The sequence below is a fragment of the Cryptosporangium phraense genome (genome assembly GCF_006912135.1).
GTDB lineage: Bacteria > Actinomycetota > Actinomycetes > Mycobacteriales > Cryptosporangiaceae > Cryptosporangium > Cryptosporangium phraense.
Genome location: NZ_VIRS01000011.1, coordinates 158,385 through 178,156 on the forward strand (window position 1 = coordinate 158,385; position 19,772 = coordinate 178,156).

Sequence of the window (19,772 nt, forward strand, 5' to 3'; positions counted from 1 at the left end):
AGCGCGCTCGTGCGACTGACCCGTGTGCCTACCTGGACTAGCATTTTCGCTATGGCACCGCTCGCCCGGACCAGTACCGAGGCCCACCTCTTCATGGATCTGCGGCCCTGCGACTGCGGGGAGACCGCGTCCTCGTGGTCCAGCAGCGTCATCGAGCTGGGCGACGACCTCGGCAGCCGCTACTCCGGCACCTGTCCGTCCTGCGGCACCGAGCGCGAGTTCGTGTTCCGGCTGCCCGACGACATCGTGCTGCCGGTCGTCGGCCAGGTCGTCTACGGCGACGGGGCACCGTCGGAGTTGCTCGATCCGGGGGAGTGGCTGTGGGTCGCCGACCGCTACGCGGGCGCCGTGCCCGCGCAGGCGGCCGCGCTCGACGCGGAGGGGCGCCAGGAGGTCCGGTCGCGGATCTCGGCCGCGATCGCGGCGATGGACGAGGTGCTGGCGTTCGTCCCGGCCGGCGCCGACGAGGTACCGGCCGAATCGTTCTGGTCCGACCTCGGCCGTTCGGTCCGCGACGAGGAGCCGGGCCGGTTCGCTCGTGACCGTCTGCAGGTGATCCGTGACACCTACCAGCGGATCCTCGAGGAAATCGACTCTTCCGTCTGAACCGCGCTTGGTACCCGCGTACCGTGTTCCCGTGGAGTTCTCCGGTCTGACGCTGTCGCCTCCGGTCCGGTGACCGAAACCCAACAGGGACCCGACTCCGACATCGAGCGGATGGGGCCTCCCGACGAGGATCCCGGCGCCACGAGGTGGTCGGCAGGCCCGGCGCTGCCGTCGAGCCGGTCCGAACCCGACGGTCCGGCCGTCCCCGACGGTCCGGCGTCACCGACCGAGCTTCCGCGTGCGCTGACCGGCAACCGTTGGACCCGGTCGAGCTTCCGGCTGGCCGCCGACCCCGACGTCGAGGCCGGTCCGCCCACGCTGCAGAACACCCCGGCCCTGCCGGACCCGAGCGACCGGATCAAGGCCGACCGGCGTCGCCGGTTCGTCGACGAGCCGACGCAGCCCTACCAGATGCCGGATCCGGCCGATTTCGAGCCGGGGCCCACGCCCCCCGACCTGCTCACCCCGCCGGAGTTCGTCAGCGGCCCCCTTCCGAAGGTGACGGTTCCCGACGCCGAGCCGAAGGCGCCGGACGCGACGCCGAAGCTCCCGCTCGCGCTGGCGTTCTCGGCCGACGCTCCGGCCGCGCCCGAGCCCGCGAAGGTCCCGGAGCCGGCGCCGCCGCAGTTGCCGCCGACGCTGCCCGCGCAGCGTCCGCATAGTGCTTTGTCCGAGCCGACCGGCGGGTTCCTGGCGCTGTCGGCAGCCGTCGGGATAGACGGGATCGACGGGATCGACACCGCCGATCCGGACCCGGCCGGGCCGTTCGGCGGCCGGCGGGACTACCGGCAGGCGGTCGCCGACCGCTTACCCCGGGCGATCCGGCTGTTGATGCCGCCGCCGGTGGCCGCGCCGCAGTCGGCGACGAGGATGACCGCGATCGAAGACGGACGCCGCCGGTCCGACGTCGAGCTGCAGGTCCTGGCCCACCGCGCCGGTCGGGAGGCGCTGGCCGCCGAGGCCCGCGGCGACGAGCTGCGCCGGCAGGCGGCCATCGCGCGCGACCAGGCCTACGAGGCCAGGGCGACCTGGCAGTGGACGGCCCACCGGCGCACGACGCTGGCCGAGGAGCTGCAGCAGATCACCGGCGAGGCGAACAGCGTCGCCGAGGAGCAGCGCAAGCTGTCCGAACAGGCCCGCGGCGCGATGCGTGACGTGGCCGCCTGGGACACCTGGATCGCGCAGCTGCGCGAGGAGGCGGCCCGGCTGGGCGGCGCGGACGCCCGGTCGGCGAACGAGCGGGCCGACCAGGGGCAGGGCCAGGTGCAGCAGCTGCGCGACTGGCTGGACCGCGCCGAGCAGCGGTTCCGGCAGCTCGGCGCGCATCTCGAGGGGCTGGCCGGCCAGCGCGACCAGCGGGTCAGCGAGTCGGTCGAGCTGGCCGCCCGGCAGCAGACGCTCGTCGATCGCTACAAGCGGCTGGGCAGCGACGCCCAGCGGATGGACCAGGAGGCCGCCGGCTGCATCGCCGAGGCGATCCGGGCCCGGCTGGACTCCCGCGAACGGCTGATCGACCTGGTCGGTCTCCGCCCCGAGCTCAGCCGCTGGGTGAACGGCGCCGCGGTCGCGCTGGCCCACCAGGGCGACGTGCCGCTGGGGTACCGGCGGCCGCTGCTCTCCGAGCACGTCGCGCTGGAGCAGGTCCTGCCCCGCAACCCCGACGGCAGCTTCATCACCGCGCCCGAACCGACGCCCGACTGGCTGCGCCGGCTCAACGGGGTCGGGCTGCACGCCGACAACAGCCGGGCCCAGAACTGCGTGGACGCGACGCTGGCGTTCGTCGACGCGTTCCTGCACGGCCGGCCGCGGGTGGCGGTCCCGCGGATCGTCGACGCGCACCGCAGCGGGACTACCCGGCTGCCGCTGCGCGGCGAGCCGACCGGTCGGCAGCGGCTCGAGCGGGCCCTCGACGGCCGCCTGCAGACCGTGTTCCAGCAGGCCTCCGACGTCCAGAGCCCGGCCGAGGCGTACGCGATCCGCACCGCGTTCGAGACGATCAGCGACCAGCTGCGGACGGCCGGCCACGGCGCGCTCGCGGTGCTGGTGACCGGCTGGCAGGACGGCAACGCCCGCACCTGGGCCGCGGTCGACCACCGGGGCAGCACGCGCTGGGTCGACCCGCAGCTCGGTACGGTGTCGGACACGCCGGTCCCGGCCGAGTGGATCCGGTCGCTGGAGGTGCTGATGGTCGACGGTTCAGCGCGGCCGGTGCCGCTGCGGGACACGGTCGGATCGCGCTCGTGACGGCTCCGGGCATCACCGCGAACGAGGCCCGGCGCATCGCCGCCCGCTGGATCGGCGAGAGCAGCCCCGACCTGTCGCCGCAGCTGTACGAGTTCGACGCCGGCTACGTCGTCTGGGGCGCGGGCTCCGAGCCCCAGCTCGGGGCCGGGCGGGGCGTCATCGACCGGGAGACCGGCGAGCTGTCGGTCTGGCCGGCGCTGCCGGTGGAGGTCGTCGCCCAGCGCTACCGGGCCGAGCGGGCCGCGTTCGGCCGTCCGCTCCCGGCCGGCGACCAGCTCACCCAGGCCCGCCGTGACCTCGACCGGGTCGGCACCCCGGCGACCATCACGTACCTGCTGCTGGACGGCCCGCCGGTGACCGCGCGGAGCATCAAGGGCGACTCCGAGCCGCAGCACCACCCGCTGGTCGCGGACGCGCTCCGGCGGTTGCCGCTGGAGTTCCGCGAGCGCGGCTACCAGCGCTGCTCGGAGATCGCCGCGCTCTCGTCCGCGCTGCTGGCCGACGACGTCCGCCGGGGCCGACCGGCCACTCTGGACGAGGCTCGCAAGCGGGTGTTCCGGGGCGCCGAGCTGGTCACGTACCGGGTGCGCGAGCCGGCCGACCCGCAGGACGCCGTGCCCGGCGCACCCTGCCTGTCGTGTCTGGCGATGCTGGCCTACTTCGGGTTCGACATCGCGCCGCCGGAGGACTTCTGGCCCGAGGTCGACTCGTGAGCCGCTTCCCGGCCGAGGTCGAGGCCGTGCTGCACGCGAGCGGCTGGGCCCAGGGACGAGCGGTCCCGGAGGCCAGCGCGGAGGCGATCCGGCAGGTCTGCGCCCAGCCCGGCGCCGACGGGTCCCGGCACGTGCCGTTCCCGGCCGCCGAGCATGCGCTCACCGAGTTCGGTGGCCTGTTCGTCCGTCAGGACGAGCCCGGCATCGAGCTGCGCCGCCGTCCGTTCGCGCTCGACCCGACGATGGCCGCGGCCACCGCGGCCACGCTGGCCGACCTCGGCCGGGTGCTCGGCGTGCAGCTGTTCCCGCTCGGCGTCGAGGGCGACGGCGACGCCGTGCTGACGATCGACGAGCGGGGGCGCGTGTTCGCGTTCGACCACGCCGGCGAGTGGTTCCTGGGGGCGTCGCTGGACGCGGCGCTGGTCACGCTCATCACCGGCATCTCGCCGCCCCGGGTGCGCGACGACGGGACGTGGACCTAGCTGGTCGCTCGAATCACGTCTTCGGCGTGCAGGGTCTGCAGTTCGTTCAGGTCCGGCATCCGGCCCAGCGCCCGTAAGCGCTGGGACTGCGCCTTGCGCATGCCCTCGAACAGCTTGCGGGCCTCGCGGGCATTACCGAAGTTCTGGTCCCGCTCGATCGTGCTGAAGTGCCGGAGCAGCGCGGGTTCGGCGTCGTCGGCGAGCGCGTAGTCGCCCGACCCCACCATCCGCCGGACGATCAGCGTCAACTCGTCCGGGGCGTAGTTGCCGAACTCGATCGTCTTCACGAACCGGGACGCCAGGCCGGGGTTCGCGTCCAGGAACTCCTGCATCTCGGTGGTGTAGCCGGCCGCGATCACCGCGATCTCGTCGCGGTGGTCTTCCATCAGCTTGACCAGCGTGTCGATCGCTTCCTGGCCGAAGTCGCCGCCGGCCGCGCCGGCCCGGGACAGCGTGTAGGCCTCGTCGACGAAGAGAACTCCGCCCTTGGCCGCGTCGAACACGGCCGACGTCTTCTCGGCCGTGTGGCCGATGTACTGGCCGACCAGGTCCCGCCGGGAGACCTCGCGGAACGGGCCGCCCGGCAGCACGCCCAGCGCGGCCAAGATCTGCCCGTACAGGCGGGCCACGGTCGTCTTCCCGGTACCGGGAGCCCCGGCGAAGATCAGGTGGTGGCTCATCGCGCCGACCGCGAGCCCGGCACTGCGCCGCCACTCGTTGACCTGGATCTCGTCGATCAGCGACCGGACCTCGGCCTTGACCCCGGCCAGCCCCACCATCGCGTCGAGTTCGGCCAGCAGCGCGTCGACCCGCTCGGCGTCGGCCTTGTCGGTGCCCGCGCCGATGCCGGCCGGGGCCGTCGGGGCGGCCTCGACGACCGTGATCGTCGCGCCATCGGCGATCTTGACCGGGCCCTCGAGCTTGCACGAGTCGATCTGGCCGCCGCAGCCGCGGTCGACGGTGAGCGCCGGACCGTGCACGTCGTGGACGAAGCAGCGGCGCAGCGTCGGCGCGCTGCCCTGGGCGATCGCCACCCCGGCCTCGCGGGTCTCGGAGACGTCGCAGCCCTCGAACGTCGGCCGCCCGGACTCGTAGACGTAGACCCCGCGGTACCCGCAGCGGACGATCGTGCAGTCGCGCAGCACCGGGTCGGCGCCCAGACGCACGACGACGCCGTCGTCGCTGACGTCTTCGATCGTGGTGTCGGTGATCGTGCCGCCGGCGTCCTCGATCAGCAGACCCTGCTGGGCCTTGCGGATCGTGCACCTCGACACGCTCAGCCGCACCCGGTCGCTGGCCCGGACGCCGGGCCCGTAGCCGGCTTCGATCGTGCACCGGTCGAGGGACAGCGCGCCGCCCTCGGCCAGCACCGCGGGAGCGTCCCCGGCCTTGAGCGTCAGACCGGTGAGCGTCACGGTGGCGCCTCGGGTCCGGATCAGCGGGGTGTACCGGTCGCGGCACGCGACCGTGACCTCGGCCCCCTCGACGGCCGCGATCGTGACGTCGACGCCGAGGAGTTCCAGGTTCTCGGTGTACTCGCCGGCCTCGACCGAGAGCACCGTCCCGGGCGTGGCGGCGGCGAGCGCCTCGCTGAGCGTGGGGTAGGCGCCGGGGCGGCTGGGCGAGACCAGGAGCGTGCTCGACATAGTGGCTCTCACGGTAGCGGTCGGAGGCGAGAACCGGCCGGGTATGGTCCAGCCCATGCCCGATGCCCCCCGACCGTTGCCGATGACCGCCGGCGCGCTCATCGTCGGCGGCCTGGTGCACTCGCACACGTCGATCCGCGGCGACCAGCCGCCGAACCTGCACCCGGTGGTGCGGGAGATCCTCGACGGGCTGCCGGCGTCGCAGCGCGAGCGTTTCACCGGGTGGTGCGCCGAGGTCGTGCTGATCTCCGACCGGCTGCACGAGGCCGGGCCGGGGATCACGTTCGAGGAGGCGCGTGAGGTGCTGAGCGGCGGCCAGATCCACATCTCGCGGATCCGGGAAGACGGCGACCCGACGCACGGGCAGTTCCAGCCGCCCTGCCGGTCGTGCTCCGTGCTGCTCGAGCGGTTCGGCATCGCGACGGTGACCGCGTGAAGCGTTTCTCCCCGGACGTCTTCGACGTGCTCGTGAAAGCCGGCTGGGCCCCGAACCAGAAGGACGTCCAGCGCGCCCGCCACTGGGGCCTGACGCTGAGCGCCTGGGCCTCCCCCGGCGGCTACCAGCACACGTTCTCCCCGGCCGCGTCGGCCGCGCTGGCCGAGTTCGGCGGGCTCTCGATCGACCAGTCCGGCCCGGGCGTCGACGTCGCCCGAACGTCGTTCGTGCTCGATCCCGAGCTGGCCCTCCCCACCTGGCTGACGCTGCGCGGGCTCGGCAGCGCGGTCGGGTCCGCGGTGTTCCCGCTGGGCATCGAGGACGACGGGGTCTCGGTGCTGGCCATCGACGGCCGCGGCCGGGTGTACGCGCTCGACCACACGGCCGAATGGCTGCTCGGCACCACGATCGACGAGGCACTGACGACGCTGGTGCTCGGACGCCGCCCGGCCCGGGTGCGCGCGGACGGCTCGTTTTGATCCCCGGGTTCCCGGCACCGGGGGTCGACGTCGCCGAGCTCACCGTGATCCGGCACGGGCAGAGCCTCTCGAACGAGCTGCTGATCGCCGCGAACAAGCAGGGGATCTCGTCGGTCTCCGGGCTCCCGGCCCGCGATGCCGACGTCCCGCTCTCGGCCCGCGGCGAGCGGGAGGCCGCCGCGGTGGGCCGCTGGGCGGCCGGCTTGGAGAACCCACCCGACCTGGTGATCGCGTCCCCGTACCTGCGGGCCCAGCTCACCGCCCAGGCCGCGGTGGACGCGTTGGGCGGCGGGGTCGAGTTCCGGCTCGACGACCGGGTGCGCGACCGCGAGATCGGCGTCCTCACGCTGATGACCGAGGCGGCGGTCCGCGCGGCCTACCCGGACGAGGTCAAGCGCTGGGAAGAGACCGGCTTCCTCTACTACCGCCCGCCCGGCGGCGAATCGCACTCCGACATGGCGATCCGGCTGCGCAGTTTCCTGACCGATCTGGGCCGGTACGCGTCCGGGCGGCGGGTGCTCGTCGTCGCTCACGATTCCGTCGTCGTGATGTTGCGCTACGTGATCGAGGGTCTGGTCGAGGACGACGTCCAGGCAATTGCTCGGGCCGGCGGAATTAAAAATGCGTCGGTAACTCGGTGGGAATGGGACGGATCGGCGCTCGGATTGACGCTATTCAATGACATTCAGCACCTTTGATATCGGCTTACGCCGATAACATTTCTGCAGGTCGGCGGGGTCGCGCAGGGCCCTGATTCGGTTAGGCTGCCCGGTATGGCCTTACCGGTAGCACGAACCCGGGACGAAGCCCATCTCTACATGGATATGCATCCCTGCCCGAACTGCGGTAAGAGCGACGTCCATTGGGATAGTGCACTCACCTCCGACGAGGGTGCCCCGGCCCGCCGATACAGCGGCTCCTGCCCGGGCTGCCGGTCACCGCGTGCGTTCGTCTTCCGGCTGCCCGAGCGTCCGCTGCTGCCCGGCCCGGCCGACGTGGTGCTGTTCGGCGGCGACGACCCGTCCGAATTGTTGGACGCCGGGGAATGGCTGTACGTGGCCGACGTCTGTGCGCAGGCCGCCGCAGGCGGGCCCGGACGCGAACCGGGGCCGGTGCTGTCGGCCGAGGCGCGCGAGTCGTTGATCGTCGCGGTGGCGGCGATGGACGAGGTGCTGAAGTTCATCCCGCCGGAGAAGGACGAGGTGCCGCGGGCGGGCTTCTGGTCGGATCGCAGCCGGACGCTGAGACAGACCGAGCCGAGCCGCTTCCGCCGCCGCCGCCTCCTGACCGTCCGCAACACCTACCGGGACGCGCTCGCCCGCGCGGCCAGCTAGTCGGGCGGGAGGTCCCAGCCCTTGCGGCCGTGCCGGGGCGTGCGCGAGCTGAGCAGCACCAGGGCCAGTAGACCGCCCAGGCCGAGCAGCAGCACGGCGGCGATGCCGCCACCGACGAACAACGCCCTGGTCCGGAGCGAATCGAGCTGCCCGGCCAGCGCGGTGCCGCTCGGCTCCGGACTTGGGGCGGCCGGGCCGGGCGCCTTCACCGCCGACGGGTCGGTCGACGGGACCGGCGCCGCGGTCGGCGCGCTGCCGCCCTGGTTCGAGTTGACGACCGGGGCCGCGAGCAGCGGGTTCTTCGTCACCGAGGGCACCGAGTCGGTCAGCGCGGCGACCGGGTCGACGACCCCGTAGCCGTACTCGCTGTCGCGCCCGGCCGGTCCCTCGTCGTCGGCCGTCGTGATCAGCCGGTTGATGACGTTGGCCGCGGACATCTTCGGGTAGCGCGAGCGGAGCAGCGCGGCCGAGGCGCTGACCATCGGCGCGCCGAAGCTCGTGCCCTGCACCCGCCAGTACCCGTGGTCGAGGCCGGCCGCGGTCAGTTCGGTGGCCGGGGCGGCCAGGACGGTCTCCGGGCCCTGGAGCGAGCCGGTCCAGAACGCGCCGGTGCGCAGCAGGCCCGACACCGCGATGACCCCGGGCTCGCGGGCCGGATGCCAGACCTTGGCCCCCCGGTCGTTGGAGAGGTTCCCGTCGCAGGCGACCACGACGACGTCCTTGGCGAACGCGTAGTCGATGGCGTCGGTGAGCACCTTCGCGGTGTCGGCGCTGCCCAGCGACAGGTTGATGACGTCGGCGCCGTGGTCGACCGCCCACCGGACGGCCTTGGCCACGGTCGTCGCCGAGTCGTACTCGTTCTTCGGGTCGAGGACGCGGATCGGCAGGATCTTCGCCTGGTAGGCCAGGCCGACCACGCCGTCCGGGTCGTCGTGCCCGGCGATGAACGCGGCGACCGCGGTGCCGTGCCCCACGACGTCGGACCGGCCGTCGGTGGTGCCGTCGACGAAGTCGGTACCGGGCAGGACCTGGCCGACGAGGTCGGGGTGGGTCGCGTCGACGCCCGAGTCGATGACCGCGACCGTCACGCCCTTGCCGGCCGAGTACCGCCAGGCCGAGGACGCCTGCAGGAACGAGAGCTGCCACTGCTGGTCGCGGACGGTGTCGGCGGCCGCGGGCGCCGTCGGCACACCCACCAGCGCGGTCACCGCGGCGAGCACGAAGGCAGCGAGCCTCAGCCCTCGATCACGGTCGCGCACGGGTATCTCCGCAGATGGTGTGGTGTCAGTCGTCTGACACGGTACGGCGAACGAACACCGTGTGCCCCGCTTGTCTCGACAAGCGCGTACCGCTCGGAGCGGGCAGACTGGTTCGGGTACGCGTGCAGCGCCGTAAACGGAAGAGGCTAATTGCGTGTTGGCCGGTATAGACAGCATCGAATCGGGCGCCGAAGCCTGTGAGCAACCGCACAGCGGATCATGGCCGATCGCGGTACCCGACGATGAGCTGATCGTCCTGCTCACCGAGGACGGACAGCCGACCGGAACAGCCCCCAAGCTGGCCAGTCACCACGGTGACACCCCGTTGCACGCCGCGTTTTCCAGCTACGTCTTCGACGCCTCCGGCCGGTTCCTGCTGACCCGGCGGGCGCTGAGCAAGAAGACCTGGCCCGGCGTCTGGACGAACTCGTGCTGCGGGCACCCGGCGCCGGGCGAGTCCGCCGTGGCCGCGGTGCGACGCCGGCTGGCCTACGAGCTGGGCCTGCACGTCGAGATCGACGAGATCGTGCCGCTGCTGCCCGATTTCCGCTATCGGGCCGAGCTGGACGGCATCGTCGAGAACGAGATCTGCCCGGTGTTCGGCGTCCGCGTGAACAGCGAACCGGTGCCGAACCCGGACGAGGTCGAGGAGTACCGCTGGGTGTCGTGGCCGGTGGCCGACCGGGCCGGCCTCTCGCCGTGGTCTCTCCTCCAGCTCGACGAGCTGGAGGGCCACCCGGCGATCACGACGCTTTTGCCCACCGGAGAAGCTCGCCGGTGACGAACTCCGGCTGCTCGGCCTGCGGGAAGTGGCCGACGCCGTCCAGCACCTGCCACTCGTAGCCCGCGGTCACGTACCGGCCCGAGCCCTGGGCCGTGCGCGGCAGCAGATAGGCGTCGTCGGCCCCGTGGAGCTGCAGCGTCGGCGCGGCGATCGGGGCCTGCATGAGCTTCGCGTACCGCCACCCGGTCGGACGGCTGAGCGAGCGCAGCGACCAGCGGTAATACTCCATCGCGCAGAACGCCGCCTGCGGGATCTGGATAGCGGTCCGGCAGGCCTGCACGTACTCCGCGTACTCGTCGGTGGTGCGCCAGCGGCCACCGGACCACTTCTCGAACAGGTTCCCGACGTAGGTGGCGTCGTTCGCGGTGACCCGGTGCTCGTAGCGCGGGGTCTGGAACGCGAACAGCGTCCGGCTGGCCGCGAGCTGGCCGCGCGGGTCGCTGGCGATCGCCGCCCGCAACCGCAGCGGGTGCGGTGAGGAGAGGATCGCCATCCGGCGCACCTGACGCGGGTGGAACGTGGCCGTCGCCCAGGCCAGCGCACCGCCCCAGTCGTGCCCGACGAGCATCGCGTCCCGCTCGCCGAGCGCCCGGATCAGCCCGCTGACGTCGCTGGCGGTGGTGAACCCGTCGTAACCGCGCGGTGGTTTGTCGCTGGCGCCGTAGCCGCGGAGGTCGACCGCGGCGACGCGGTACCCGGCCTCGGCCAGCGGCTCGATCTGATGCCGCCACGTCCACCAGTACTCGGGGAACCCGTGCAGCAGCAGGATCAGCGGCCCGGAACCGGCCTCGACCACGTGGAACCGGCTGCCGTTGGCGCTGACGAAGCGGTGACTCCACGGTCCCTCGTGGAGGACGATCACGTCGTCCGGCGGGTTGGCCATGGTCCTCACAGTAGAGACCCGGTCTCGTGCGGTAACGGCCCGCTATGGGCGTAGACGTTTCTCACGCTAACCGAGCTGACAGCCTCTACCCTTCGGAGCCGGGGAGAGGAAGGTTTCCGTGATCGACGTGTATGCGCCAGTTGAGGTTCCTCGGTGCCCGGACTGGACGATGTCGTGGGACGCCGACCCACCGGGGCGGGCAGCGTTCGCCATCGACGATGGTGAGCAGACGTTACTGCTGGCGGCCGACGGGCGGCGGGTAAGGATGGTGGGAGCGGAGCGCTTGGACGACCCGGGCCAGCTCTCACCCGATGGCACCCGGTTGGCGCTGGTCGTCGACCGGCCGGTACCGACCGTCTCGGTGCTCGACCTGACCGACGGGTCGCGGCGCGGGTTCCCGGCGACCGTCCGGGGCGCCGAAGTGTTGTCGTGGCTGCCGAGCGGCCGGCGGTTGCTCTACGGCAACGACGAAGGCATGTATCTACTCGACTTGGAGACAGGCCGCAGCGACGCCTACGACCTGTCCGGAGAAGAACCCCGCGAGGTCGCGGTCGCGCCCGAGGGAGCCCGAATCGCGGTCGACGTCGGCTCCTATGTCCGGATCGCGCCGCTGGCCGGTGGGCCGCCGGTTCGCGTCCCGCTGCCCGAGGACGCCGCCCTCGGGGCCCACGGCTGGTCACCGGACGGCCGGCTGCTCGCGGTGGGGCGGGAGATCACGCCGTCACGCAGCCAGCAGGGCGGGTTCGACCTGGTGATCACCGCGCTCGACACCGAGCGCGGGTTCCGGCCGGCCGCGCAGGTCAGCGTGGTGGGTGTGGTCGCCGGCGCGTTCGTCGGGTGGCGATCGATGCACTCGATCCTGCTGCTCGAGCGACGGTTCGACGAGCCGTTCCGGCTGGTCGTCCGGGCGCTGGACGGCACCGAGATCGAGACGCTGGCGAAGCTGCACGGGTCGGTCTGGGAGGTGCGGGCGGCCGCCGGGCTGCTCGAGATCGTCCGGCCGAACCTGGATTCGGAGGAAGTCGACCTCGGCGTTCCGCCGCGGTGGCAGCGGATGACCGGTTCGCTGCGCGGAGCGTTCAAGAAGTCCTGAGGGTCGGCCCCCGGCTTCCGCCGGGGGCCGACCACGTCAGTCCTGCTTGCCGCTCGACAACCCGTCGCTGATCAGGTTCATCACCGTCGGGTCGGCCAGCGTGGTGACGTCGCCCAGGTCCCGCTTCTCGGCGACGTCGCGGAGCAGGCGGCGCATGATCTTGCCCGACCGGGTCTTCGGCAGCTCGGGCACGACGAGAATCTGGCGCGGCTTGGCGATCGGCCCGATCTCCCGGGAGACGTGGGCGCGCAGCTCGGAGGCCGGGTCGCCGCCCTGCTCGGCGTCGCCCCGGAGGATCACGAACGCGACGATGCCCTGGCCGGTCGTCGGGTCGGTGGCGCCGACGACCGCCGCCTCGGCCACCGACGGGTGGCTGACCAGCGCCGACTCCACCTCGGTAGTGGAGATACGGTGCCCGGACACGTTCATGACGTCGTCCACGCGGCCGAGCAGCCACAGGTCGCCGTCGTCGTCCTTCTTCGCCCCGTCGCCCGCGAAGTAGTAGCCCTGGTCGGAGTAGCGCGACCAGTACGTGTCCTTGAACCGCTCGTCGTCGCCCCAGATCGTCCGCAGCATCGACGGCCACGGCTCGGTGAGCACCAGGTAGCCGCCACCGCCGTTCGGCACCGGCTTACCGCTCTCGTCGACGACGTCGACCGAGATGCCGGGCAGCGCCTTCTGGGCGGAGCCGGGCTTGGTGGCGGTGACGCCGGGCAGCGGGGAGACCATGATCGCGCCGGTCTCGGTCTGCCACCAGGTGTCGACGATCGGGGCGTTGTCGCCGCCGATGTGGTGGCGGTACCAGATCCAGGCTTCGGGGTTGATGGGCTCGCCCACGCTCCCCAGCAGCCTCAAACTGGACAGGTCGAACTTCGCCGGGATGTCCGCGCCCCACTTCATGAACGTCCGGATGGTGGTGGGCGCGGTGTACAGGATCGTCACCTTGTACTTCTGGATGATCTCCCAGAAGCGTCCCTGGTGCGGAGTGTCGGGAGTGCCCTCGTACATCACCTGGGTGACGCCGTTGCTCAGCGGCCCGTAGACGATGTAGCTGTGGCCGGTGACCCAACCGATGTCGGCCGCACACCAGTAGATGTCGGTCTCCGGCTTGAGGTCGAACACCGCGTGGTGGGTGTACGAGGCCTGCGTGAGGTAGCCGCCGCTGGTGTGCAGGATGCCCTTCGGCTTCGCCGTGGTGCCCGACGTGTAGAGGATGAACAGCGGGTTCTCGGCGTCGAACGTCGAGTACTCGTGGGTGTCGGGCTGCCGGTCGACGACGTCGTGCCACCACACGTCGCGGCCCTCGGTCATCGCCACGTCCTCGCCCGTGCGCCGGACGACGAGCACCTTCTCGACGCCGGTGCCGGCGATCGCCTCGTCGGCCGCGGGCTTGAGCGCGGACGGCTTACCGCGCCGGTAGCCGCCGTCGGCCGTGATGACGACCTTGGCCTGGGCGTCGTCGATCCGGTTGCGGAGGCTGTCGGCGGAGAATCCGCCGAAGACGACGCTGTGCGCCGCGCCGAGCCGGGCGCAGGCGAGCATCGCGACCGCGGCCTCCGGGATCATCGGCAGGTAGATCATGACCCGGTCGCCGGTGCGGACGCCGAGCTCGTGCAGCGCGTTGGCGGCCTTGGAGACGTCCTTCTGCAGGTCGCGGTAGGTGATCGTCCGGGTGTCGCCGGGCTCACCCTCCCAGTGGATCGCGACCCGGTCGCCGTTGCCGGCCTCCACGTGCCGGTCGACGCAGTTGTAGGCGACGTTCAGCTTCCCGCCGACGAACCACTTCGCGAACGGCGCGTTCCACTCCAGCGCGGTGTGCCAGGGCTCGGACCAGGCGAGCCGTTTCGCCGCGTCTTCCCAGAAGCCGATCCGGTCGTCCGCGGCCCGCTCGTAGGCGTCCGCCTTGACGTTGGCGGCCTCGGCGAACGCGGCCGACGGCGGGAACGTGCGCTCCTCGCGGAGCAGGTTCGAGAGCGTGGCCTCGGAAGAGGCTTCTTCGGTCATGTGCGGGACCTCCTCGTTGTGGCCGTTTTCAACTTAGTGCCGCTCGCGGTCGCGCACACCACGTGGGCGCAGGTTGCGGCGTCGAGCGGTGTGCGCGGAGCGGTCGGCGGCGTCTCAGCCGGGCGGATCGCGGCGTCTCAGCCGGGCGGATCGCGGTGTCTCAGCCGGGCGGATCGACCTCTCCGGCCGTCCGGTGGATACCTCGCTCGGTCGTCGATCCGCTGCAACCGGCGTGGCCTAGCGTCCGGGGCCGGTTGGGAAATTGGAGAGGCATGCGTTTACGCCCGGTGTTCGTGGTGCTCGTGTTGTCCGTCGTGGCGCTGCTCGCCGCCACCGGCATCGGTTTCGGGGCGGCGTTCGCGCTGCGGGGTGATTCCGGCGCCAGCCGTTACGCGAGCCCGCGGTATCCCACCGACACCGACGACCTGCCGCTGTTCACGTCCGACGTCAGCGAGTCCGCCCCCGGCCGGTCGGTCTTCCTGCTCGAGACGGTCGGGATGTTCAGCGACAGCCACGTCCTCTTCGCCGCCGACTCCGACCGCGTCCGCGGTGTCGACGCGATCACCGACCGCTCCGACCCGGAGTACGACATGGTCACCACGCAGCTCGCCCCGGACGGCAGCCGGCTCGCGATCGGCGACGCCACCGGCGACGGCACCGACGTGCTGGTGGCTGATCTGGCGACCGGCGCCGAGCGGCGCTTCCCCGTCGAGGCCGGCCCGGCCGGCCAGATCGAGGTTCTGGCCTGGTCGGCCGACGCTACGCAGCTCGCGGTCGCGGCCGGCAGCCTGTACGTCCTCGACGTGACGAGCGGACGGTGGACGCAGATCGGCACGCCGGACGCGCCCAGCGAGGAGACGTCCGAGCTGTTGCCGGGGGAGGAGCCGCTGCCCGACGGCGAGGATCCGCCCGCGCTGTCGTCGGGGTCGCCCGACGTGTACGGCGAGCCGGGCGGGGTGCAGGCCGCGTTCTCGCCCGACGGGCAGTCGATCGTGTACGACGACGGCGCGGACATCGAGGTGTACCCGACCGACGGATCCGGGTCGCCGGTGCTGCTGACCGACCGGGCCGTGCGGCTGGCCGGCCCGAACGCGTGGTCGCCCGATGGTCGTCGGGTGCTGGTTCTGCGCGACGAGTCCACCGATGTCGACGAGACGACGTCGCTGCTGGCGATCGACGTGCGGTCGAAGCAGGCCGATCGGGTGGCGCGGTTCGGGTACGTCGAGTTCAGCGATCCGGCGCTGGTGGGGTGGCGCGGGGCCGGCCAGGTGCTGCTGGCCGGGATCGACGAGAACGGGTCGGAGGTCGTGGATGCGTACGGGTTGGACGGAAAGCGCGGAGCGCGGGTTCTGACGTTCGGGTACTCGACGTTCTCGGTGCAGGTCGCGGCGAAGCTGTTCGAGGAGTCGACGGCTCGGGGCGGCGGGTTCTCGGGTGGGCCGACGCCGACGGGTTGGCGGGTGGCTGTCGGGGTGGCGGCGGGGGTCGTTGCGGCGTTGGGGTTCTCGGTGATCGGTGCGGCGGTAGGAGTACCGCTGGCCGTGCGTCGGCGCGCAGGGCGCCGGGCCGCGGCCTTCGGGACCGCGGCCTTCGCGCCGGTGGCGGGTCCGGGCGGCTGGTCCCCGCCGGTCGGGCCGGCCGGGCTCTGGCCTCCGCCCGGCGGGTCGGCCGGGCAGTGGCCTCCGCCGGCCACCGCGCTCCCGCCCTGGATGCCCCCGCCGCCTACGTCGCCGGCTGGGCCGCCGCACGGCGTACGGCCCGCGGCAGGCCCAGGGGCGGCAGGCGCGGCGGTGGCGAGCGGGGCGGCGGCGGGCGCAGGGTTCACCCTTGCGGCGCGGTCGCGCGGCGCGCAGTCGGGCGCTGCTCCGGCGGGCGGTGGAGGGTTGTCCTCGGCCGCGCTGGATGGTCTCGGCGGTGCGGAGCCCACCGCCGCATCGGAGGCCGCCCATCCGGATTCGCTTGCCGCCGGGCCGGCGGGATCGCTTCCCGGCCGACAGGCGGGTTCGCCTTTCGCGGGTCAGACGGGGGCGGTGCCCGCTGGGGAGGGGGTGGGGGCCGGGGTGGAGTGGGTGTTGCCTCGGTGATCGGGGCGGGCGGATAACGTACGGGGCGTGCCGGATCCCCTTGCGCCGCTGCTCGACCTGCCCGGAGTCGCCGACGCCGCCGCCGGGGCGCGGAAGCAGATCGACCAACTGTTCGGGCACCAGGTCCTGCGCCGGAACTCCGGCCCGGTGAGCGTCGAAGCCGCGCTCCGCGGCGCCCACGCCTCGGCGTCGCTCGAAGGCGCCCGCTACGACCTCGAGGCAGTCCGCGCCGGCGCGGTCACCGACCCGGTCGTCCAGGGCTCGCTCCGCATCGCCGGCGCGATCGGCTCCCTCGTCGACACCTGGCCCAAGGCGCCACTGCAGGTCCTGGCCCGCCTGCACGTGCTCGCCGCCCGCGACACGCTCCCGCCCGACGCGCTCGGTCGCCCGCGCACGGATCCCGAGGTCGCGGCCCGGTTGGCCGCGCTCGGCGACCTCGTCACCGGCGGCACCGACGCCCCCGCGGTGATCCTCGCCGCGATCGTCCACGGCGAGCTCCTCGCGCTCGCCCCGTTCGACGGTCCGGGCGGCCTCGTCGCCCGCGCCGCCGCCCGCCTGACGCTGATCGCCAAAGGACTCGACCCGAAAGCCGTCTCGGTACCCGAGATCGGGCACCTCGCCCGCGAACCCGAGTACATCGGCGCGGCCAACGCCTACGCGACCGGCACGTCGGACGGCGTCCGCAACTGGCTGCAGCATTGCTGCACGGCGGTCGCCCTCGGCGCCGACGAGGGTTTCGCGATCTGCGAGGCGATGTCTCAGTAACGGCGGGGAGGCCCGTAGCCTCCCGGCGGTCCGTAGCCGGGAATCGGCGGTGCCGGGTACGCGTCGGCCTGCGGCTCCGGCCGTCGCCTGCGCGTCCCGCCGCCCGGCGTCCGCATGAAGACCTGTCGGACGCCGCTCGGCGGCGGCCACAGCACGGCACCACCCGCACCGGACGCGGTGAGCACCGTTCCCAGCAACAGCACCACGGCGGCGAGCAGCATCAGGTAGCCGCCGAGGTCGAGTGACAAGGTCGAGGTGACCTTGATGCCGGTCGAGGTGGTGGCGGGTCGGTCGTCGCCGAACATCACGGTCTTGGACGAGACGCCGAGGCAGAACAGGATCAGCAGCGTCAGGCTGCTGAGCAGGACGCGGACCTGGGCGGGGCGGAGGCCGAGCACGCCGAAGCGGTCGCGCCGGAAGACCCGGAGCACGCCGAGCACGGCCGCGACCACCGCCGCGAGGATCGCGACCCAGCTGAGCGGGGCCAGGAACGTCGCCGAGGTCCAGGCCGTCCACGAGGTCGGGAGGTCGGCGCGGTCGGCGATCGCTGTGTAGCGACCGTCGGTGTAGGAGACGAACGGCAGCTTCGAGAACGCCAGCACCAGCAGGCCGCCGACGACCGTGAGCAGGTCGCCGACCGTGGCCGTGGGCGTGCCGGCGCGAGCGCTGCCGCGGGCCGTGAGACGACCGGCGGCGCCGGGGATGGGCTCGGTGACGCTCTCGGTCGGCGGCATCGGCCGCGACATCGGGGGTGCTGACATCGGGGGTGCTGACATCGGCGGGGGAGCCGGGCGGGCCGGCGGCCGGCCGGATGGGTGGCCGGGTGCGTGGCCGGGTGCGTGGCCGGGTGCGCCCGGCGGGGCCGGGCGGGGCATTCGGGCGGGGAACGACTGAGAGGGCTGCCTGGTGACCGCGGACCACGGGGGAGCGGAGTCCGACCGAGGCGGGGAATCGTCCTCCGGTAACGGCTTGACCAGGGGAGTGGTCAACGGGTCGCCGCCGTCGAACGGGTCCCGGGCCCGGGGTCTCTCCGGGCGTGGACGCGGATCCATCGTGGTGCTCCCCTCAAGCCACTCCAGCCCCGCAGGCAGCATATCGACGCATACCGAACCTGTGAGGAGTATTGAGGGAGGGCCGAGTATTGAGGGAGGCCGAGTATTGAGGGGGGCCGAGCGCGGGCGGGCGGCTCGCGCGCGTCAGGCGGGCCGAGCACAAGCGGACGGCGCCCCGCGTCGGGACGCCGTCACGCACAGACTGTCTGGGCTACCAAGCGTGCACCCTCTCCGACGAACGCGGATCCCGTCGAATCCGCCTCGACGCGCCGTACGCGGCTGGTCGCGCGTGGGTACCCCGGAGCCTGTGCCCGAGCTCCACGGTGTGGCGCCCGTCACACCTTTCTACGCCGGTTCCGCGGAACACGGAAGGCCCCTTGAGCAGTACGTTCATACTCCGACGGCGCGTCGCCGTCCGTACCAGACCATCCCGGCGAGCGCGGCCGCGCCGACTCCGAAGCCGACCGCGGCGGTGGCGAGCACCGGAGTGGACGGCCGGACGAATCGGGTCGGAAGGGTCACCGGACGGCGGAACAGCAGCACCGGCCAGTCGTGCTCGGCGGCCGCCTTGCGCAGGCCGCGGTCGGGGTTGACCGCGAACGGATGCCCGACCGTGCTGAGCATCGGGACGTCGCTCACCGAGTCGGAGTAGGCGTAGCAGTCCTCGAGGACGTAGCCCTCGCTGGCCGCGAGGTCGCGGATCGCCGCGGCCTTCGCCGGACCGGCGGCGTAGTACTCGATCTCCCCGGTATACCGCCCGTCGACGACCTTCATCCGGGTCGCGACCACCCGGTCGACGCCGAGCAGCGCGCCGATCGGCCGCACGACCTCGTCGCCGGATGTGCTGACGATGACGACGTCACGCCCGGCCGCGCGGTGTTCGCCGATCAGGGCCGCGGCCTCGGCGTAGATGGTCGGCTCGATGAGCTCGTGCAGGGTCTCGGCGACGATCTGGCGGACCTGGCTGACGCTCCAGCCGGTCATCATCGACGTCACCGCGTCGCGGATGCGGGCCATCTGGGCCTCGTCGGCCCCGGCGCGCTGGAACATCAACTGTGCGTAAGCACTTCTGAGCATCGCCCGGCGGGTGATCAGGCCGCCCTGATAGAACGGCCGGCCGAACGCGAGCGCACTCGACTTGGCGATCACGGTCTTGTCGAGGTCGAAGAAGGCCGCGCTGCGGGCCTGCGCCGGCTCGACCGTGCGGGCACTGTCCACAGTTGTCTGATCGTCGCCTGTCGGCTCGTCGCCCACGCTGGCGCTCTCGCTCATGCCTCGGAGTGTAAGACCGGACCTGAACCGACGGCCCCCTCGACTCCGGCGTTCGGTTAGGGCATTGTTGGCAGGGGTATGTGCCAGAGCGTTGGCGGCCTAAGAAAATTCTTACGAGACTTGTTTCCGACCGGGTTCGGTTGCAGATCTCCCTCGGTTTGTTGAAGAATGTCAGAGGGGCGCTCTGTGTCGGGAAGCGGAGAAGAGTAGGCGTTCTCAGTCGGCTTCGACACCTCTAACGGCCTGGTTGACCGCACCCCCCCCGCGGTCATCTGGGCGGGTTCGGCTCGGCCCCCCCGGAGCCGGACCCCGGACGGTCCCCGCCCACCCCCCCGGCGGGGACCGTCCCCTTTTCTCCACAAACACCTTCGAGTCCAAATCGGGCAATGTGTGCCGCTTTGTGAGCACTGGATTTCTCGAAAGTTCTTGCTGATGCGTTTCTGGATCGGTTCTTCCGGTCTGCTTCGGTAATGAGCAGCGAAAACGTCATCCGCGCAGTTTTGGTGTGATAGCACGCGACGCGAAGAATTCGGCAGTTGTCCACCGAGTGATCGCAGGTTTCTGTGGCCTGTGGACAACATTCCGACAGGTGCTGGAGTTCGCGACGGTTGGTGGGTCGAAACCGCGATCCACCCG

Annotated in this window: 18 protein-coding genes; 12 read left to right on the plus strand and 6 right to left on the minus strand. The window is 72.2% G+C overall.

Translation table 11 applies throughout. The annotated features are described in order from the left end of the window. The first annotated feature begins 51 nt into the window (after positions 1-51). The 4 genes from FL583_RS17530 (at position 52) to FL583_RS17545 (ending at position 4,045) form a co-directional block, all read left to right on the plus strand. Complete coding sequence (locus FL583_RS17530; protein WP_142705738.1) at positions 52-606, plus strand: hypothetical protein; 555 nt, start codon at positions 52-54, stop codon at positions 604-606. Between the two features lie 69 nt (positions 607-675). Then, positions 676-2,850 carry a toxin glutamine deamidase domain-containing protein gene (locus FL583_RS17535; RefSeq protein WP_142705739.1) on the plus strand — a complete coding sequence of 725 codons (2,175 nt, stop codon included), beginning with the start codon at positions 676-678 and terminating at the stop codon, positions 2,848-2,850. Continuing rightward, on the plus strand, positions 2,847-3,563 hold the full coding sequence (locus FL583_RS17540) for a YwqJ-related putative deaminase (protein ID WP_170323703.1): 717 nt from the start codon (positions 2,847-2,849) through the stop codon (positions 3,561-3,563). Before FL583_RS17535 ends, FL583_RS17540 begins: the two co-directional genes overlap by 4 nt. Further along, a complete protein-coding gene (locus tag FL583_RS17545) occupies positions 3,560-4,045 on the plus strand; it encodes an SUKH-3 domain-containing protein (protein WP_170323704.1) in 486 nt (161 codons plus the stop codon). The genes FL583_RS17540 and FL583_RS17545 overlap by 4 nt, the downstream gene beginning before the upstream one ends. On the opposite strand, the gene FL583_RS17550 is transcribed toward FL583_RS17545, so the two are convergent. Continuing rightward, positions 4,042-5,691, minus strand: coding sequence for a right-handed parallel beta-helix repeat-containing protein (locus FL583_RS17550; RefSeq protein ID WP_142705742.1), 1,650 nt, complete (start codon positions 5,689-5,691; stop codon positions 4,042-4,044). The genes FL583_RS17545 and FL583_RS17550 overlap by 4 nt on opposite strands. 55 nt (positions 5,692-5,746) lie before the next feature. Between FL583_RS17550 and FL583_RS17555 the strand changes: the two genes are divergently transcribed. The 4 genes from FL583_RS17555 to FL583_RS17570 all read left to right on the plus strand — a co-directional run bounded on the left by FL583_RS17555 (position 5,747) and on the right by FL583_RS17570 (position 7,940). After that, on the plus strand, positions 5,747-6,127 hold the full coding sequence (locus tag FL583_RS17555; RefSeq protein WP_142705743.1) for a YwqJ-related putative deaminase: 381 nt from the start codon (positions 5,747-5,749) through the stop codon (positions 6,125-6,127). Beyond that, positions 6,124-6,606, plus strand: a complete 483-nt coding sequence (locus FL583_RS17560) for an SUKH-3 domain-containing protein (protein ID WP_142705744.1) — start codon at positions 6,124-6,126, stop codon at positions 6,604-6,606. Before FL583_RS17555 ends, FL583_RS17560 begins: the two co-directional genes overlap by 4 nt. Next, on the plus strand, positions 6,603-7,304 hold the full coding sequence (locus FL583_RS17565) for a histidine phosphatase family protein (RefSeq protein ID WP_205752220.1): 702 nt from the start codon (positions 6,603-6,605) through the stop codon (positions 7,302-7,304). The genes FL583_RS17560 and FL583_RS17565 overlap by 4 nt, the downstream gene beginning before the upstream one ends. Positions 7,305-7,424: 120 nt before the next feature. Then, positions 7,425-7,940 (plus strand): hypothetical protein, encoded by a 516-nt coding sequence (locus tag FL583_RS17570; protein WP_205752221.1) that lies wholly within the window; start codon positions 7,425-7,427, stop codon positions 7,938-7,940. Here the strand turns inward: FL583_RS17570 and mycP are convergent. Continuing rightward, complete coding sequence (mycP, locus tag FL583_RS17575) at positions 7,937-9,199, minus strand: type VII secretion-associated serine protease mycosin (RefSeq protein WP_205752222.1); 1,263 nt, start codon at positions 9,197-9,199, stop codon at positions 7,937-7,939. The genes FL583_RS17570 and mycP overlap by 4 nt on opposite strands. Before the next feature lie 154 nt (positions 9,200-9,353). Between mycP and idi the strand changes: the two genes are divergently transcribed. Beyond that, positions 9,354-9,980: an isopentenyl-diphosphate Delta-isomerase gene (gene idi, locus FL583_RS17580; protein ID WP_240746726.1), complete on the plus strand. Its 627-nt coding sequence runs from the start codon at positions 9,354-9,356 to the stop codon at positions 9,978-9,980. Here the strand turns inward: idi and FL583_RS17585 are convergent. Then, complete coding sequence (locus FL583_RS17585) at positions 9,943-10,866, minus strand: alpha/beta fold hydrolase (protein ID WP_142705748.1); 924 nt, start codon at positions 10,864-10,866, stop codon at positions 9,943-9,945. The genes idi and FL583_RS17585 overlap by 38 nt on opposite strands. Before the next feature lie 118 nt (positions 10,867-10,984). Between FL583_RS17585 and FL583_RS17590 the strand changes: the two genes are divergently transcribed. Continuing rightward, the gene (locus FL583_RS17590) at positions 10,985-11,959 is read left to right on the plus strand and encodes a WD40 repeat domain-containing protein (protein WP_142705749.1); all 975 of its coding nucleotides are present in this window, start codon (positions 10,985-10,987) and stop codon (positions 11,957-11,959) included. A 36-nt stretch (positions 11,960-11,995) separates the two neighbouring features. Here the strand turns inward: FL583_RS17590 and acs are convergent, their stop codons facing one another. Then, positions 11,996-13,963, minus strand: a complete 1,968-nt coding sequence (gene acs, locus FL583_RS17595) for an acetate--CoA ligase (protein ID WP_142705750.1) — start codon at positions 13,961-13,963, stop codon at positions 11,996-11,998. A gap of 272 nt (positions 13,964-14,235) precedes the next feature. Here acs and FL583_RS17600 point away from each other — a divergent pair, with 272 nt between their 5' ends. Together FL583_RS17600 and FL583_RS17605 are read left to right on the plus strand one after the other, a co-directional pair. Further along, positions 14,236-16,047, plus strand: a complete 1,812-nt coding sequence (locus FL583_RS17600; RefSeq protein WP_142705751.1) for a TolB family protein — start codon at positions 14,236-14,238, stop codon at positions 16,045-16,047. A gap of 27 nt (positions 16,048-16,074) precedes the next feature. Then, complete coding sequence (locus tag FL583_RS17605; protein ID WP_142705752.1) at positions 16,075-16,812, plus strand: Fic family protein; 738 nt, start codon at positions 16,075-16,077, stop codon at positions 16,810-16,812. On the opposite strand, the gene FL583_RS17610 is transcribed toward FL583_RS17605, so the two are convergent. Beyond that, the gene (locus FL583_RS17610) at positions 16,806-17,573 is read right to left on the minus strand and encodes a hypothetical protein (RefSeq protein WP_142705753.1); all 768 of its coding nucleotides are present in this window, start codon (positions 17,571-17,573) and stop codon (positions 16,806-16,808) included. The genes FL583_RS17605 and FL583_RS17610 overlap by 7 nt on opposite strands. Before the next feature lie 681 nt (positions 17,574-18,254). Further along, positions 18,255-19,136: an HAD family hydrolase gene (locus FL583_RS17615; RefSeq protein ID WP_142705754.1), complete on the minus strand. Its 882-nt coding sequence runs from the start codon at positions 19,134-19,136 to the stop codon at positions 18,255-18,257. Positions 19,137-19,772 lie beyond the last annotated feature (636 nt).